Source organism: Acidobacteriota bacterium, from assembly GCA_040752915.1.
Classification (GTDB): Bacteria; Acidobacteriota; UBA4820; order UBA4820; family DSQY01; genus JBFLVU01.
This window is the reverse complement of the sequence record JBFMHB010000020.1, coordinates 1-15,872: the sequence shown is the minus strand read 5'-3', so window position 1 is coordinate 15,872 and position 15,872 is coordinate 1. Positions and strand designations below refer to the sequence as shown.

At 69.5% G+C, this 15,872-nt stretch carries 16 protein-coding genes; 8 read left to right on the top strand and 8 right to left on the bottom strand.

What is annotated here, in order from left to right; all coding sequences use genetic code 11:
• Positions 1-8 precede the first annotated feature (8 nt).
• The 4 genes from AB1824_05570 (at position 9) to AB1824_05555 (ending at position 3,607) form a co-directional block, all read left to right on the top strand.
• Entirely contained in the window at positions 9-1,895 is a 1,887-nt protein-coding gene (locus AB1824_05570) for an ATP-binding protein (protein ID MEW5764427.1), read from the top strand.
• Positions 1,885-2,502: a chemotaxis protein CheC gene (locus AB1824_05565; protein MEW5764426.1), complete on the top strand. Its 618-nt coding sequence runs from the start codon at positions 1,885-1,887 to the stop codon at positions 2,500-2,502. The genes AB1824_05570 and AB1824_05565 overlap by 11 nt, the downstream gene beginning before the upstream one ends.
• 169 nt (positions 2,503-2,671) lie before the next feature.
• Entirely contained in the window at positions 2,672-3,094 is a 423-nt protein-coding gene (locus tag AB1824_05560) for a DUF2752 domain-containing protein (GenBank protein ID MEW5764425.1), read from the top strand.
• A 204-nt stretch (positions 3,095-3,298) separates the two neighbouring features.
• Positions 3,299-3,607, top strand: coding sequence for a DUF4190 domain-containing protein (locus AB1824_05555; protein MEW5764424.1), 309 nt, complete (start codon positions 3,299-3,301; stop codon positions 3,605-3,607).
• Positions 3,608-3,801: 194 nt separating this feature from the next.
• Here the strand turns inward: AB1824_05555 and xerD are convergent, their stop codons facing one another.
• The 4 genes from xerD to murJ are packed head-to-tail and all read right to left on the bottom strand — an operon-like array spanning position 3,802 to position 7,646.
• On the bottom strand, positions 3,802-4,704 hold the full coding sequence (gene xerD / locus AB1824_05550) for a site-specific tyrosine recombinase XerD (GenBank protein ID MEW5764423.1): 903 nt from the start codon (positions 4,702-4,704) through the stop codon (positions 3,802-3,804).
• Positions 4,701-5,516, bottom strand: coding sequence for a ferredoxin--NADP reductase (locus AB1824_05545; GenBank protein ID MEW5764422.1), 816 nt, complete (start codon positions 5,514-5,516; stop codon positions 4,701-4,703). Before AB1824_05545 ends, xerD begins: the two co-directional genes overlap by 4 nt.
• On the bottom strand, positions 5,503-5,982 hold the full coding sequence (dtd, locus tag AB1824_05540) for a D-aminoacyl-tRNA deacylase (GenBank protein MEW5764421.1): 480 nt from the start codon (positions 5,980-5,982) through the stop codon (positions 5,503-5,505). Before dtd ends, AB1824_05545 begins: the two co-directional genes overlap by 14 nt.
• Positions 5,979-7,646, bottom strand: coding sequence for a murein biosynthesis integral membrane protein MurJ (murJ, locus tag AB1824_05535; GenBank protein MEW5764420.1), 1,668 nt, complete (start codon positions 7,644-7,646; stop codon positions 5,979-5,981). Before murJ ends, dtd begins: the two co-directional genes overlap by 4 nt.
• A 52-nt stretch (positions 7,647-7,698) precedes the next feature.
• Between murJ and AB1824_05530 the strand changes: the two genes are divergently transcribed.
• On the top strand, positions 7,699-8,001 hold the full coding sequence (locus tag AB1824_05530; protein MEW5764419.1) for a hypothetical protein: 303 nt from the start codon (positions 7,699-7,701) through the stop codon (positions 7,999-8,001).
• Positions 8,002-8,042: 41 nt separating this feature from the next.
• The gene (locus AB1824_05525; GenBank protein MEW5764418.1) at positions 8,043-8,573 is read left to right on the top strand and encodes a hypothetical protein; all 531 of its coding nucleotides are present in this window, start codon (positions 8,043-8,045) and stop codon (positions 8,571-8,573) included.
• A 236-nt stretch (positions 8,574-8,809) separates the two neighbouring features.
• On the opposite strand, the gene AB1824_05520 is transcribed toward AB1824_05525, so the two are convergent.
• From AB1824_05520 to AB1824_05510, 3 genes are read right to left on the bottom strand one after another with little or no spacing between them, the layout of a single operon-like run.
• Positions 8,810-9,607: an ABC transporter permease gene (locus AB1824_05520; GenBank protein MEW5764417.1), complete on the bottom strand. Its 798-nt coding sequence runs from the start codon at positions 9,605-9,607 to the stop codon at positions 8,810-8,812.
• On the bottom strand, positions 9,604-10,344 hold the full coding sequence (locus tag AB1824_05515; GenBank protein MEW5764416.1) for an ABC transporter ATP-binding protein: 741 nt from the start codon (positions 10,342-10,344) through the stop codon (positions 9,604-9,606). The genes AB1824_05520 and AB1824_05515 overlap by 4 nt, the downstream gene beginning before the upstream one ends.
• On the bottom strand, positions 10,341-11,435 hold the full coding sequence (locus AB1824_05510) for a tetratricopeptide repeat protein (GenBank protein ID MEW5764415.1): 1,095 nt from the start codon (positions 11,433-11,435) through the stop codon (positions 10,341-10,343). The genes AB1824_05515 and AB1824_05510 overlap by 4 nt, the downstream gene beginning before the upstream one ends.
• Positions 11,436-11,766: 331 nt before the next feature.
• On the opposite strand from AB1824_05510, the gene AB1824_05505 reads away from it, so the two are divergent.
• The gene (locus tag AB1824_05505; protein MEW5764414.1) at positions 11,767-12,273 is read left to right on the top strand and encodes a hypothetical protein; all 507 of its coding nucleotides are present in this window, start codon (positions 11,767-11,769) and stop codon (positions 12,271-12,273) included.
• A gap of 266 nt (positions 12,274-12,539) precedes the next feature.
• Here the strand turns inward: AB1824_05505 and AB1824_05500 are convergent, their stop codons facing one another.
• Positions 12,540-15,473, bottom strand: a complete 2,934-nt coding sequence (locus AB1824_05500; protein MEW5764413.1) for a two-component regulator propeller domain-containing protein — start codon at positions 15,471-15,473, stop codon at positions 12,540-12,542.
• Between the two features lie 232 nt (positions 15,474-15,705).
• Between AB1824_05500 and AB1824_05495 the strand changes: the two genes are divergently transcribed.
• A partial coding sequence (locus tag AB1824_05495; protein ID MEW5764412.1) for an MFS transporter occupies positions 15,706-15,872 on the top strand: 167 nt, incomplete at its 3' end.

Here is a 15,872-nt window from a genome sequence, read left to right as displayed (position 1 = left end):
GCAGAGCGATGGACCTCGACAAGTACCGCGAACTCTACCTGTCGGAGAGCCGGGAGCACCTCTCGCGCCTGAGGGGCCTTCTGGAGGACCTGCTCAAGGGCTCGGGGATCGAATCGGTCCACGACCTTTTCCGCCACGCCCACTCCCTCAAGGGGATGGCGGCTTCCATGGGATTCACGGCCACCGGTGACCTCGCCCACGCCCTCGAAAACCTCTTCGACCTCTGGCGAAAGGGATCCCCGCCCCTCCCCCCCCAGGTGGAGGCGGCCCTGCGTGCCTCCGACGCCCTGGAGGCGCTCCTGGACGCCGTCCGGGACACGGCCTCCGACGAATTCGCGGCCCCGGCGGCCGCGGCGGCCAGCGAGGGACTCCGGGTCACCGGGGCGCCCGAGGCACCGGGCTCCCGTCCCGCCCCGCCCGCCAGGCCGCCGACGCCGCCTCCCTCCCCAGAGCCCTCGGCCGCGCTCCGTCTCGCGGTGTCCATCGACGGCGCCTCCGTCCTGCCGGCGGCGCGCGTCCTGGTCGTGGCGCAGAAGGTCCGGGAGGTCTTCCCCGAGGCCCGCATGGATCCGGACCTGGCGACCCTCCAACAGACCAACGGGCGGCAGGTGCAGTTCCACCTGCCCGAGGACCCCCGCGTGCGCGACCTGGCCCGAACCGTGGAGTCGCTCCCCGAGGTGGCCGCCGTCTCCATCCAACGGGCTCCACGAGGAGATCGCGCGCCGGAGGCCACCATCGTCCGCGACCTGCGGGTTCCGGCGAAGGACCTGGACGCCCTCCTGAACCAGACCTCCGATCTCCTCCATGGCCTGAACCAGTTCGAAGCGGGCCTCGGAGAGGCGGGCCGCCGCGCCCACGGTCTGTGGCTGGACGCGCACCGATCGCGCCTCGGCCGCCTTTACGACCAGGTTCTGACCATCCGCCTCGTGCCCTTCGAGCCCCTCGTGGAGCACCTGCAGCGCACCGTGCGGGAACTGGGAAGCCGCCTGGGCAAGCGCGCGCGTCTCGAAGCGGCCGGAGCCGAGGAGAAGCTCGACCGGGGGCTCCTGGAGCGGCTGAGGGACCCGCTCCTCCACCTGGTCCGCAACGCCCTGGACCATGGAATCGAAGACGCCGCCGGCCGCGCCGCGGCGGGCAAGCCGGCGGACGGCCTTCTCCGCATCGAAGTGCGCCGGGATGCCGAAGCGCTTTTCGTCACCCTGACGGACGACGGACGAGGCATCAACGCGGAGGAAATCCGCCAGGCCGCCGTCGAGCGCGGAATCCTGACGGCCCAGGAATCCTCGCTCCTCGACGAGGCCCGCCTTTTTGACCTGCTCACCCTTCCCGCCTTCTCGACGCGGAAGGAGGTCACCGAAGTGAGCGGGCGGGGCGTGGGCCTGGACGTGGTGAGGGCCGCCGTGGAGTCCCTGGGAGGGCACCTGGAGATCCGGAGCGCCCCGGGAAGGGGGAGCGTGTTTACCCTCGTCATCCCGTCGGCGGTGGCGCTCACGCGGGTCCTGGTTTTCGCGTGGGATCCCGGGGGGGCCCGGTTCTGCCTGCCGGCCTCCCAGGTGTCCCGGATCTATCCCCTGTCCTCCCACGCCCTGACCTGGTCCGGAAGCCGCCAGCTCCTGGTGGACGGGGAATCGCTCCTTCCCGTCCTGCCCTGGCGTCTTGGGCCGGTGGGCCGGGACGGATTCGGGCTTCGGCTCACGCTGGAAGGCGCCGACCGGGTCCTGCTCGTAGGATCGGTTTTCCAGATAGAGCGGGTGGTGATCCAGCCCCTCGGCCCCCCGCTGGACATGGTCCCCGAGTGGATGGGAGGGGCCCTGCTGGCCACGGGCGAGGTGGCCTACGTCCTCGACGGCCGGGTCGTGGCCCGCCGATCCGAAGAGGAAGCCCATGCTCTCTGAAATCGAACCGCAGGATCTGGACGCCCTCCGCGAGGTGAGCAACATCGGCGCGGGGCATGCCGTCACCGCCCTCCACCAGATGACGCACCGCATCATCACGCTGGAAGTGCCTCACGTCCGCCTCGTACCCTTCTCGCGCGTGGTGGAAGCGCTGGGCGGGCCAGAGGAGGAGGTGGTGGGCCTCTTCTTCCGCATTTTTGGAGGCTCCCGGGGCAACATGCTCGTGGTGATGCCCCGCCAGGCCGCGGACCGGCTCCTCTCGGCCCTCTTCAATGGACAAAGGGCGACCAAGCCCTTCGGAGACATGGAGATCTCGGCCCTGAAGGAGGTGGGGAACATCCTCACATCCTCCTACCTGAACGCCATCGGGAGCCTGCTGTCCATCCCCCTCATCCCCTCCATCCCTGCGTTCTCGCTCGACATGGCCCAGGCGGTGGTGGACCTCCTGCTCATCGAACTCGCGGAGGTGACGAGCAAGGCCCTCGTCATTCAGACCGAATTCTCCACCCGGGACCGCTCCTTTGCGGGACACTTCTTCCTGCTGCCCGACCCCGTTTCCATCGAGACCATCCTGGCCGCCATACGGAAGATGCGGGGGCGGGGGTGAGGAAGGAGGAGGAAATTTCGGATTTCGGATTTCGGATTTCGGTTTTCGGATTGCGGATTTCGGATTCGGGAATTCGGACAGCGGGATTCGAATCGGGAACACGCGGGCGGGACGTGCGGTGACGGGAGTGGGCACTCCAGGAGAAGCCGCTGGAAATCCGAGGTTCACGGTGGTTCCCCGGCGTTTCTCGCGGCTGGACCACTTCCTTTATCTCGGCGCCTGGTTGGGCTTCGCGGCCGTGCTGGCCCTGGCGGCCTGGCTCCACCCCGACCCCTCGGGAGTGGGCACCCACACCGGGCTTCACCTCCCGCCCTGCACGTTCTACGCGGTCTTTCACAAACCCTGCCCCTCCTGCGGCATGACCACCGCCTTCTCCCTCCTCATGCACGGCAGGCCCATCGAGGCCCTGCGGGCGCAACCGGCCGGAGTGGCGGTCTTCGCGGCGGGGCTCTGGGCCTGGCTCTACCTCCCCCTCGCCTGGCGCCGGCGGCGGCCGCTGGAGCACATCTTCGACACGCGGGCCTTTGTGCCCGTCGTCCTCTCCCTCATCATCCTCATCCTCGCCGTCTGGGGATGGAAGATGGTCCGGTGAGCGCCAGGCGTTCGCCCCTCCGCCCTCGACGAGAGGCGCAAGGCTCCGACTATCCGGAGAGCGAACGGCGGTCAGGGATCCGTCACTTGCCCCAGGGGGACCGGCGGCGGGACGCATTCCTTGCACGGGTGGAAAAAGAGTCATAGACTGCTTAGAAGGGAACGGTGGCCTCGAAACCCGCCGCCAATTCAGGGAGGATGAGGTATGAGCGACGTCTATCAGGCACAGCCGGTCGCACCGGAAAAGGCCAGCGGGATGGCCATCGCGGCGCTGGTTCTCGGGATCCTGGGCTTCTGCTGCTGCGGGATGTTCGCCGGAATCCCGGCGCTGATCTGCGGCTGGATGGAAAACGGAAAGATCAATCGGGGGGAGAGCTCCCCCAAGGGCAAGGGTTTCGCCGTCGCGGGCATGATCCTGGGCATCATCGCTACGATCCTGGGATGCATCCAGATCATCTGGATCTTCTTCTTCGGCGGCCTGAACGTCCTGCAGGGCCTTTCCCAGATGCGCTAGGCCGATCGGGGCGGGAACGCGCGGCGGGCGGGGCCGGGCCCCGCCCGTTGTTTTTCTTCAAGCCATCCCATGCCTGCCCGAGGTCTTGTTGCCCTCCTTGTGTCGCCTGCCTTCCGGAGCGAAGCGGAGGAAGGCGCGTCCCGGCGCCGGCCCTCCTGCCCCCGGGTCATTCCGCCTCCCTGTACCCACGTCCGTTACGCCCTCGGGTGGTATTTCCGGTAGATCCGCTTCAGCCGCTCCTGCTCCACGTGGGTGTAAATCTGCGTGGTGGAAATGTCGCTGTGGCCCAGGAGCAGTTGGACGGACCGCAGATCGGCGCCGTGCTCCAGAAGGTGGGTCGCAAAGGAATGGCGGAGGGTGTGGGGGCTCATGGGCTTGGTGATGCCCGCGCCCCGCGCGCAGGCCTTGATGAACATCCAGGCGTTCTGGCGCGTCATGGCCCCTCCCCTGGACGTGACAAAGAGGGCCCTCGACGTCCTTTCGCCGAGAAGGAGCGGCCGGGCCTCCCGCCTGTAGCGCTCCAGCCAATCCAGGGCCACCTCGCCCAGGGGAACGACCCGCTCTTTTCCGCCCTTTCCGAGGACGAGCACGAAGCCCGCCTCGGAATTCACGCGCTCCGTGGTGAGGCCCACGAGCTCCGAAATCCTCAGGCCCGTGGCGTAGAGCACCTCCAGCATGGCCCGGTTCCTCAGCCCCCTCGGCGAAGCGCCGTCGGGGGCGGAGAGGAGGCGATCCACCTCCTCGGGCGTCAGGTAGGAGGGGAGGCGCTTCACGGGGCGCGGGCTCTCGATGTTCTCGGTGGGGTCCGACTCGACGAGTTTCTCGAGGATGAGGAAGCGGTAGAACGTGCGCAGCGCCACGAGCCTGCGGGCGGCCGTAGCGGAGGCGAGACCCGCCTCCCGCTCCATGCCGAGAAAGCGCCGGATGTCCTCCCGTCCGACCTCCTGCGGCGCCTTCCGACACCGGGCGAAAAAGCGGCCCAGGTCTCCCCGGTAGGCTTCCGTGGTCTTCGGCGAGAGGCCCCGCTCCACGGTGGCGTATTCGAGAAAGCGCTCCGCCTCCTCCGGCAGGCCCGGGCGACCCGGTTTCCCCTTCACCAGTACCTCTCCACGTGGATCTCCCCGGGGCTCCGGCTCGTGTGTTCCCTGTACCCGGCGTCCTTCAGGAGCCCCGCCATCCCATCCACCATGAAGGGGTTGCCGCACAGGAACACGTGGGTGTCTTCGGGCGAAGGCGTCCGACCCCACGCCCGCCCCACGGCGTCCGAAGTCCACAGGTCCTGCACGTATCCGCGGTGGGCCGTCCACGGCGGGTCTTCCTCCTCGGGACGGCTCACCACGGGAAAATAGGAAAACCGCGGCCAGGCGCGCTCCAGCGCCATGAGTTCCGACCGGTACCCCAGGTCCCACGAATGGCGCGCCCCGTGGATCACCGCAAAGCGGCGCCCGGACCGCGCCGCGAGGCCGGAGCGGAGCATGCTCATGTACGGGGCGAGGCCCGTGCCCGTGGCCACGAGCACGAGGTCGGACCCTTCGGGCACCTCCCGGATCGTGAACATCCCGGTGATCCGGGGGGAGAGCCAGAGCCGGTCCCCCACCGCCAGGGCGAAGAGCCTCGGGGTGAAGGCCCCGGACCTCACCAGCGCCACATAGAACTCCAGGTACTCCCGCGCGCGAGAGGAGGAGGCGATGGAATAGGCCCTTCTCAGGAGCCGGTCGGGGGCCGGGGCGGGATCCTCCGGCTCCGCGAAATCGCACCGGGGAGATCCGGGAGGGAGACCGAGCACGGCAAACTGGCCTGGAGTAAATTCGGGGAGTTCCCAGCCTTCGGGGGCCACCCTCAGGGTGAGGAGCCCGGGGGCCACCTCGGCGCGGCCCGTCACCCGGGCGTTGGCCTCAGGAATCGCCATGGTCCCCTCCCCCTTCCAGGCCCGGAGCGGATTTCCTCAGGACGAGGGTCACGGGGCCGTCGTTGACGAGGTCCACCTCCATCATGGCCTGGAACCGGCCCGTCTGCACCTTGACCCCCTCCTGCCTCAGGCCGTTCACAAAACACTCGAAGAGGCGCTTCGCCGTCTGCGGCTCCGCGGCGCGGCTGAAGGAGGGCCGCGTTCCCTTCCTGAGGTCTCCCACCAGGGTGAACTGGCTCACGGCGAGCACGGCGCCTCCCACGTCCAGCACGGAGCGGTTCATCTTTCCCTCGCCGTCCGAAAAGACTCGGACCTGCGAGACCTTGCGGGCGCACCAGGCCGCCTGGGCCTCCCCGTCCGAGGACTCCACGGCGACGAGAGCCACCAGTCCGGCCCCGATGGACCCGACCGTCTCCCCATCCACCCGGACGCAGGCCCGACGGACTCTCTGGAGGACCAGGATCAACGCGGTGTCCCTTTCCCGATGGCGCCCCGCAACTCCCGAATCTCCTCCATCTTGAGGACCCAGGCGAGGGCCGAGAACAGGATAACGGCCAACGCCACGGCCGTGAAGAGGGCGGGTGCGCCGGCCCAACCGGGCCGGGGAGGCCAGACCCACGCCGCCCCCGTGGCGGCCAGCATCGCGGAGAAGGCGGCGGCGAGAAGGCGCGCCCACCAGACGGGTCCCGGCAGGAATGGATGCCCGAGGCGCCTTCGCAAGGAAAACGCCAGGATCCCCGCGTAGACGAACCCCGAGACCGAGAACGCACCGGCGATCCCTTCGGCGGCCCAGAGCCGGCAGGCGGGGGGACCCGACACGGCGAAGAGCCCAAGAGCCGTGAGTGCCGCGGCCACGGGACTCCGCACGTCGCCCAGCCCGTGCGATGCCCGGACCAGAAGCGCCCCCGCCCCCCAGGGCACCAGCCCCGCGGCGAGCCAGACCACGGGGCCCGCCGTGAGGTCCGCCGAGAGGTCCGTGAATTCTCCGGTCTGGAAAAGCACGCGAACGATGGGCCCCGCCAGGACGGCCAGGCCCGAGGCGGCGGGGACGAGGAGGAAGAGGCCCATGGAAAGAACGCGGCGGAGCGTCCCCAGGAAAAGCGCCCGGTCGCCCTCCCCGGCCGCCCGCGCGAGGCTCGGCAAGGCCACCAGGGAAAGGGGCACGGTCACCAGCCCGAGCGCGATCTCCTCCAGACGGTTGGCGAAGTACAGGGCCGATACGTAGCCTTCCCCCGCCGTGTGGGCGAGGACCGTGGCCAGAAGAAAGATCACCTGCGAGGCCCCGGCCCCGAAAACCGCGGGCGCCGCCCGGGCCAGCAGGCGGCGAACGGCGGGATCCGACCAGCCCCAGGCCGGCCCGAGCGGAATCCCCCTCCTCCGGAGAGGCGGAACCTGGACGGCCGCCTGGAAGAATCCTCCCAGGAGGACGGCCCCGGCCAGCGCCCACGCGGGAGACGGCAACACCGGCGCCAGCGCGAGCGCGCCCGCGATGACCGTGGCGTTGAGGACGGAAAGGGAGAGCGTGGGAACCGCGAATTCGCCCCTCGCGAGGAGGAGGGACGAGAGAAGGGCCGCGACCCCCGCCAGGGCGACGTACGGGAAGAGCGCCGCGGTCAGCCCTCCGGCCAGACGGTACGCCTCGGGTGCCGTGGTGCGGAAATCCCACGCCAGGACGCGGACGACCCACGGCGCCAGAAGAACGCCGGCCAACCCGACGGCCCCCGCCAGGGTCCCGAAGGTCCACAGGATCCGCCTGCCAAGGAGAGTGGATCGGTCCTCCATCCCGCCGCTCGCCGAAGCGCGGACCAGTTCGGGCACGACGGCGGTCGCGAGGGCCCCTTCCGCCACGAGCCGGCGCACGGTGTTCGGGATGCGGAAGGCCAGGTAGAAGGCGTCCGCGGCGAAGGAGGTGCCCAACAGGTGCGCCGCCACGCGGTCCCGAAGGTATCCGAGCACCCGGCTGAGCAGAGTGAGCCCCGACACCGCCGCCGTATCCCGCACGAGGAGGGAGGGACCGCCCTGGCCGTCCATCGTTCCAAGGTAGCACAGGAGCTGGATGGAGCGCGGATAGGTACCCGCCCCGGCGAGCGGACCGCCCCGCGCGCACCCCGGTGCGGGCCTGCTCGGCACCCTCCCGCCGCCCGCCCGGATGTGCTATCCTTCGTCTCCTGGAGCGTTGGGAATGTCCGAAGGCGCGCGCTTCACCGTCACGTGCCCCTGCTGCGGGGCCCTCATCACCCTCGACGCGGAGGCGCGCGTGGTCCTGTCCCACGAGGCCCCGCCCTCCTCCGCCGAGAAGGCCTCCTTCGAGGACCGCCTCAAGCGCCTCGACGAGGAGAAGCGCCAGGCCGAGGAGAAATTCCAGGAGTCCATCCGCTCCGAAAAGGCGAAGAAGGAGGTGCTGGAGCAGAAGTTCCAGGACCTGTTTAAAAAGGCCAAGGAAGGTCCCGTGGGACCCATCCCGAGGGACATCGACCTGGACTGAGGGGACGTTTCGCGAACCATCGGTACCTGGAGGAGGAAACGATGAAGATCACGTGGATCCGGGCCGCCGCGGCGGCCCTCGCCGTGGCCCTCGCGGCCGTTGGCTGCAAGAAGGGACCCGAGCCGCCCAAGGACATTCAGGCCTATGCCGCGGACACCCTCGACGGCGTGCTCATGCCGGGCCAGGTCTCCCTCGACAAGGCCGTTTCGGCGGACGGGAACGGCTCCCTCAAGGTGGCCACCGAAGTGCCCATCACCGTCTCTCTTTACGAGGTGGGCTTCCCCGGCGTGGAATACGCCAACCTGATCTACCGGGCCAAGCTCAAGGCTCAGGATTTCGGCGGCGACGCCTACCTCCAGATGGTGGTCCACTTCCCCGGCGGCGGCGAGGTGACGGCCCAGAACTACCAGAACGCCCTGCGCGGCACGGCCGACTGGACGACCTCCGAGACCTCCCTGCGGCTCCAGAAGGGGCAGAAGCCGGATTCGGTGAAGCTGAACCTGGTGGTGAACGGCGTCGGGACCGTGTGGATCGACGACCTGCACCTCATCAAGGCTCCCCTGGCCGAATAGGCGGACCCAGGCTCCCGTGAGGGAGGCCGCACCCGCCGCTATCCCCCACCTCGACGAGAGGGCCGCCGGACCGGAACGGGCCCGGCGGCTCGTTGCGTGCGCACGGCACGGGCACGGCCAAGTCCAGACGACGGCCCATGCGGTCTCGGCTCCGGGGCCACGGTGCGCCGGCAAGTCCTTCGCATCGGGGGATCCTTGAAGGCGCGGGGGGCGTTCCTTTCCTTCTTCCACCGCCCTCAATACTTCGTCAGCAGACCGTGGCGGCGGGCGACCTTCAGGGCGAAGGTGAAGTAGACGAAGGATGCGGGAAGGAGCAGGGCCGTGAACAGGCCCAGGGCGGCGAAGACGACGCCGAGATCCCCCGTCCCCTTGCCCTCCAGGAGAACGCCCCGCAGACCCTCCACGGCCCAGGTGAGGGGGACGAGGCGGGAGAGGAGGGCGAGAGAGGGGGGCAGGAGTTCGGGGGGGAAAAAGACGCCGCCCAGCAAGGCCATCAGCCCGCCCACGAAGGGCGTGACGGGCTCCCCGCGCTGGAAGATCAGGAGGAAGGAGGCGGCGAGGATCCCCAGGCCCGCGAAGCTCGTCACCGTGAGGATCCCGAGCGGCACGAGGGCCCAGGGGTGCGCGACCTGCACCTGGAGCCCCAGAAGGCCCGCAACGGCCAGCAGAAACGCGGCCTCGAGCGTTCTCGCGCCCATCTCCCAGAGGGAGGAAAGCACGAGGAGGGCCCAGGGGGGGGCCGGCGAGGAGACGAGGATTTCCAGCGTCCCCGTGGTCTGTTCCTCCCTCAACCTCCGCGAGAAGCCGTGGAGGGCGGCGTGGACGTATCCCAGGAGGGCCGTCCCGGTGACGACGTAGCCGAAGTACCCTCCGGGAACGGACCCCGCCTTCGGGGAGACGAAGGCCGAGAGGTAATACCACAGCACCGTGCTGAAGACGCCCGCGGCCGCGGTGAGGAGGAAGTTGAGCCGGTAGGAGAGGGCCAGTCGCAGGTCCCGGATCAACACCGCCGCAGCCACCCGGAGGAGTTTCACAGCGGCGCCTCCATGAGGCCCCGGAGGGCCTCTTCGTCGGGGGGGCCGCCCTGCCAGACCAGCCGCCTTCCCGCAAGGACCAGGCAGGCCCCCCCCAGGGCCTTCGCCTCGTCCAGTCCGTGGGTGGAGAGCAGGACCGCCTTGTCCCGCAAGGGTCCCTCGGACAGCCACCGGCGGAAGCGGGCCGCCGAGGGAGGATCGAGGCTCCTCGTGGGCTCGTCCATCACCAGGACGTCGGGGCCGTGCAGGAGGGCCCGGGCGATGGCCGTCCGCTGCCTCAGGCCCGTGGAGAGGTCCGCGAAGGGCCTCCCGAGCCACGGCTCCAGCTCCAGTTCCTCGGCCCACAGGGCGGCGCGGGCCCGCGCCTCCCGCCGGTCCAGCCCCCACAGGCCTCCGAAAAACTCCAGGTTCTGCAGGACCGTCAGCCTCCAGTAAAAGGACCTCTCGTCGGGATGGACGTATCCGACCCTCCGGCGCCCCTCCCGGTCGGCGGGCCGGCCGAACAACCGGATCTCCCCCCCGCACGGCTTCAGGAAGCCCAGAACCACCTTGAGCAGGGTGGATTTTCCCGCCCCGTTGGCGCCCATGAGGCAGACCTTCTCGCCGAGATCCACGCGGAAGGAGACCCCATCCAGGACCTGCAGGGTCCGGGTCGGGCCCCGCGACAGCCACGCCAGCGGGCCTGGAAGGGCGGGGTAGGCGAAGCGAAGGCCCGAAACCTCCAGGGCGCACGTCACTGGTGGTCTTCTTCCATCCGGGCGGCGGCGGCAAAGACCTGGGCCCTCTCGTTGGAAGGATCCAGAGCCAGGACCTTCTCCGCCTCCGCAAGGGCCTCGACCTTTTCGCCCCGGGCCAGATAGAAGGAGGCCAGGGTCAGGTGGGCCGCCAGGTCCTTCGGGTCGAGTTCGGCCGCTCTCAGAGCCTCCTCGAGGGCCTCCGCCTCGCGCCCGAGCCCCCATAGTGCGCCGGCCAGGTTCAGGCGCGCCCGGCCGTAGGCGGGCGCCCGGCCGAGGGCCTCCTGGAAGAGCCCCCGGGCTTCTTCGAGGCGGCGGTCCTCCAGGCACAGGACGCCCAGGTTGTTGAGCACTTCGGGTCGTCCGGGCGCGGCCTGAAGGGACTTCCGGTAGCAGGCCTCGGCCTCCTCCCGGCGGCCCTGGGCGTAGGCCGCGAGCCCCTTTCGAAACCAGGCCTCGGAGGAGGCCGCCGGCGATTCGCCCGCCGCGGGAGAAGGCGTCGGCGGTGGGGTGGAGCGATCGGGAGAGGGGACAGAGGACGGGGTCTGCGCGCCGGAGCCCATCTCCGCCGCCTGGGCCGCCACCGGCGCCCCCTCCCGCGCCTCCGCCGCCGCCCTGTCTCCGTTCCCCCGAGAGGGAGGTCCGCAGGGCCAGGCCACGGAGGTCACGAAGGGATGCAGAGCCAGAGCCTCGGGAGAGAGCCTTTCCAGGACCGCCCCAAGGTCACCTTTGGACGAGGACAGCCCGGCGCAGACCCGGTAACACATCTGCCCCTTGTAGGGCACCTCTTGGACGAAGACGGGGGCGACGGTGGTCAGTTTGGAGAACTCGCCCCGCAGGTTCTCCCGGCGGCAGAGGAGCACCACGCTCACCGTATAGAGGGGCTTCCCCGCCTCGGGGCGAAGCATGGAGCAGAAAGCCGAAACCGCCCCCTCCACGTCCCCCCGGACCAGCGCCTCGCGCCCGGCCACGTACTCCGAGGGATCGTACGGGGGACCCGCCGCCCGGGCCGATGGCATCGAAAGGGCGACGAGGACGGCCAGGACCGTCCAGCGGGCCTCCCGACGCGCGGATTCGCTCCATCTCGCCGCCATCTTCACCCGACCCTTCTCCCCAAAGGGTACCTACCCGGCAGATTCACCGCAAGCGGGTCGGTATCACCCGGAGCCGGCCTTCACCCTTTTGGCCCTCGGCGGGGGTCGCGCCCGACGGAAAAGACGGAGCGTCTTTGGCATGGCCGGGGGGATCGGTGTTCCCGGCTTGCTCCCAAGATGTCCACGCCGTATAGTGTGGAGTGCGTCCCGCCCTTCCGTCTCGGCCCGCACGTGACGCCGCGCACACCCATGTCGGGAATGGAGGGGGAGGACCTGGTCGTTACATGAGTCCGCGCGCCATAGCGGCGCGCCCCATTTCGAGGAGGTTCCGATGCGCAAAGTCCTGCTTGTTTCCCTGGCCGCCGCCGCCTTCGCCACCCTCGCCTTCGCGGGAGGACCGGGTTGCGACCACTCCAAGAAGGCCGAGATGTCCAAGGGCGGCTGCTCGGCCCACATGACCGCCGTCTCCGACGGCTTCACCCTCATGCAGAAGGACGTGGCCGCCCTCAAGACCGGCGTTCCCGAGGCCGAGAAGGCCGCCTTCCTCAAGACCCACTCCGAGAACCTGGACAAGCTCCTCAAAGCCAAGGGTGAGTGCGAGTCCACCTGCGGCGCCCACCGGGCCTCCATGGCCTCCTCCTGCCCCCACATGGATCCCATGGCTGCCGGTTTCAAGGCCCTCTCCCAGGACCTTGACACCCTCAAGAAGGGCTTGGATCCCGCCACCGAGAAGGCCTTTCTCGAAGCCCACGCCCAGAACCTCGAGAAGGTGATCGGCCTGCGCGAAGATTGCATGAAGACCTGCCACGCCAAGTCTGCCAAGGCCGACAAGACCTGAGCCGGACCCGTGGAACGACGCAAAGAAGGGAGCCCCTCGGGGCTCCCTTCTCTTTGCTCCGCGTTCTTTTCGGGCTCTCCCGGCCTACCTCCCGGCCGGGCGAAGCCCTCGGGACGGATGGAGACGGCCATCCCCCCTCCGCAACGGGGCTCGTCGGAGAAACCCGAGGGGGCAGGCCGATCCTCCCTTAAACCGCAGGACGGAGGCTTGGGGAGCGATAGGTTTCGCCGGCGACGGGGGTTGCCCGAGCCGCCTGGAGCGGCGCGTCAGAGCACGTGCCACCGAACCGTATTGCGGCCCGTTTGTTTGGCCAGGTGGAGGGCGGCGTCGGCCTCCCGCAGAAGGGTCTCGTAGGATACGTCCGGAGCGGGCACCCGCCCCGCACCCCCCACGCTCACCGTCACGTCTCCGGGCAGGTTCGGCGAGGCGGAAGACCGGCACGTCTTCTCGACGTTCGCCCGCAAGGTTTCGGCCAGCTCCCGGGCCGCCTGAACGTCCATCTCCGCCAGGACCACCACGAACTCGTCCCCCCCATACCGGGCCACGAGGTCCGTCGGCCGCCGGCAGAGGCCCTCCAGGACGCCCACGATGGACGTCAGTACGGCGTCTCCCGCCGCGTGCCCTTGCTCGTCGTTGTAGGACTTGAAGCGGTCCACGTCCACGAGCAGAACCGAGAGGGGGCGGCCCGTGCGGATGCCCCGCTTCCATTCCTGATCGAGAAACTCCTCCAGTCTCCGCCGGTTGTAGGCGCCCGTGAGGAAGTCCCGGACCGAGAGCTCTTCCAGCCTCCGGTTCGCGTCGGCGAGTTCGCTCGTCCGCTCGGCCACCACCCGCTCCAGGGTGGCCGCCCTGCGCCGGGCACCCAGGAGAAGGAAGAAGAACAGGCCCGCTCCCAGGGCCAGAACGCCCCCCGCCGTCAGGACCTTGAAGAGACCGGTCTTCCAGAACGGCGGGTCCAGCGCAAAGACCGCCTCCACGGGCTCGCTCCAGACCCCCTCCTCGCTCGAGGCCATGAGCCGGAAGCGGTACTCGCCCGGAGCCAGGTTGGTGTAAAAGGCCTGCCGGCGGCGTCCCGCGTCGACCCACTCGCTCTCGTAGGGCTCGAGCCGGTAGCGGAAGGAGACCTTCTCGGGGGCCTCGAGGCTCAACCCCGCGTACCGGATCTCCACCTCTCCCCGTCCCAGGGGGCGGCGCGGGGGCCCCTGGAGGTCCACCGGCTCCTTGTTGACGAGGACCTCCGAGAGGACCACGCGGGGCGGCGTGTCGCTGCGGGGGATTCGTTCGGGGTCCAGCACGACGAGGCCCCCCGGGGTGGGAAACCAGATCCGGCCGTCGAGAGTGCGGCAACCCGCGGGCTGGGAGCCCCCGTTGCATTCCTGACTGAGGAGCCCGTCGCTCTTGGTGTGGAGGCGGCAGCGAACGTAGGGCGCCTTTCCGTCCGCGTAGTCGTGCATTTCCTTCAGCTCCACCTCCGAAACGCCCTTGTTGGAGCTGATCCAGAGACGCCCGAAGCGGTCCTCGAGAAACTGGAAAGCCTTTTCGTCGCACAGCCCCGAGGCCGCCGTGAAGCCGTGCCATTTTCCGTTCTTCCACAGGGCCAGGCCGCCTCCGCTGGTGCCCAGCCACACACAGCCCAGGGAATCTTCGAAGAGCGTGAGGGCGAGGTCGCTCGGCAGTCCGTCGCGGGTCGTCCAGGTCGTCCAGCGCCCTTCGAAAAGGCGGCTGACGCCTCCGCCGTAGGTTCCGAACCACATGGCTCCGGACCGGTCCTGGAGGAGACAGCGCACCCGGTCTCCCCCCAGGCCGTCGGAGGTCGAGAATCTCCCCCACGACTTCCCGTCGAAGTAGTGGACACCGCTCCCGTAGGTCCCCACCCAGAGGACCCCGTCGCGGTCCTCCAACAGCGCGTAGACCCTCTCGTTGGCGGGAAGGCCGGGAGGCGTCACGTGGAACCAGCGCCCTCCCTCGAACCGGGCCAGCCCCCCTCCCCCCGTCCCGACCCACACAGCTCCACGGCGGTCCTTGAGGATGGACCGGACCCGGTTGTGGGGCAGGCCGTCGGCGGTGCTCCAGGAGGTCCACCTCACCCCGTCGAAGCGGCAGAGCCCCTCCTCCGTCCCGGCCCAAAGCCCGTTCTCGGGATCCGCGTAGGCGCACCACACGGTGTTCGAGGAGAGCCCCTCGGAGACGGAGTAGGGAGTCCACTTTCCCTCCCGCAGACGCTCCAACCCGCCTCCGAAGACGCCGATCCAGATGGACCCTTGGGAATCCTCGTGGAGCGCGTTGATGAGGTTCGTGCCCAGGCCATCGCGCGTCGTGAACCGGCTCCAGGAACCTCGGGCGTAGCGCCCCAGCCCTCCCCCTTCGGTCCCCACCCAGAGGCACCCGTCGCGGTCCCACAGGAGGCAGAAGACGCGATCGCCCGGGAGTCCGTTCTTTTCTGTAAAGAGCTCCCACCGCCCCCCGCGCCACGCCGCCAGGCCCCCGTTTTCCATCCCCACCCAGAGGTCGCCTTCGGGCGACTGCCCCAGGCACCGGATGCGCCGGTCGGGAAGGGACTCGGAGGGCGTGTAGGGCTGGAACCCCTCCCCCACGAAGCGGTAGATCCCGCCCCCCTCGGTGCCGGCCCAGAGGGTGCCTCCGTCGTCCTCCAGCAAGCACCGGACGCGGTACCCGTGGGGAGCGGGGCCGAGTCGGTACGCGGTCCACCGCCCTTCCTTCAGACGGCCCACCCCGCCGTAGGTTCCCGCCCAGAGGACGCCCGTCCGGTCCACGCAGAGGTCGTGGACGATGTCGCTGGGCAGGCCCGAGGAGACGCGGTGGGCCGACCAGCGTCCCTTTTCGTAGCACAGGACGCCTCCCCCCTCGGTCCCCACCCAGAGGGCTCCCGAGGGATCCTCGGCCAGGGCCTGGACGGTGAGGTTCGTCATGACGGGCACGTTGGAGCGATCGAAGACCTTGAACTCCAGGCCGTCGAAGCGGGCAAGGCCCTCCTGGGTGCCCACCCAGAGATACCCGTCCCGGGTCTCCAGCACGCTCAGGCCCGAGTTCTGGGGGAGCCCGTCGGTGGAAGTCCAGGTCGAGTGAAGGTATTGGGTCACGGCCTTGGAGGGGTCCAGGGCCGCGGTCTGAAGGGCGCACAGGCCCAGAAAAACCACACTCCAGCGGCGGATCCCCATCGCCGCGAGGGCCCCCTTCAATCCACACCTCCCTTGACCGACGTTGCTACCATCCAACGAGGAATCTGTCAACGACCCGGCCCTGCTTCCGCGCCGGAGCGGGGGGCCATTCCCCCAATGCGTCACGGCCTTCCCCGCGTCCGGCCCGGATCTCCGGCTCGGGCCGACGGCCACGCCAGCCGGGAGCCTTGTGCGGAACCTCCCAGGCCGGGTAGAGTGGCTCTCCGCACCGGACGCGGACCCGGGAGGGCTCATGACCGACGCAAAGGCCTCGCTCACGTGGAGATTTCCCACGGCCTTCTGGACCGGCAACGTCGTGGAACTCTTCGAACGGGCGGCCTACTACGGGACATTCATCGCGCTGGCGCTCTACCTCACCGACGTGGTGGGCTTCTCGGACGTTCAGGCGGGGTGGATCGG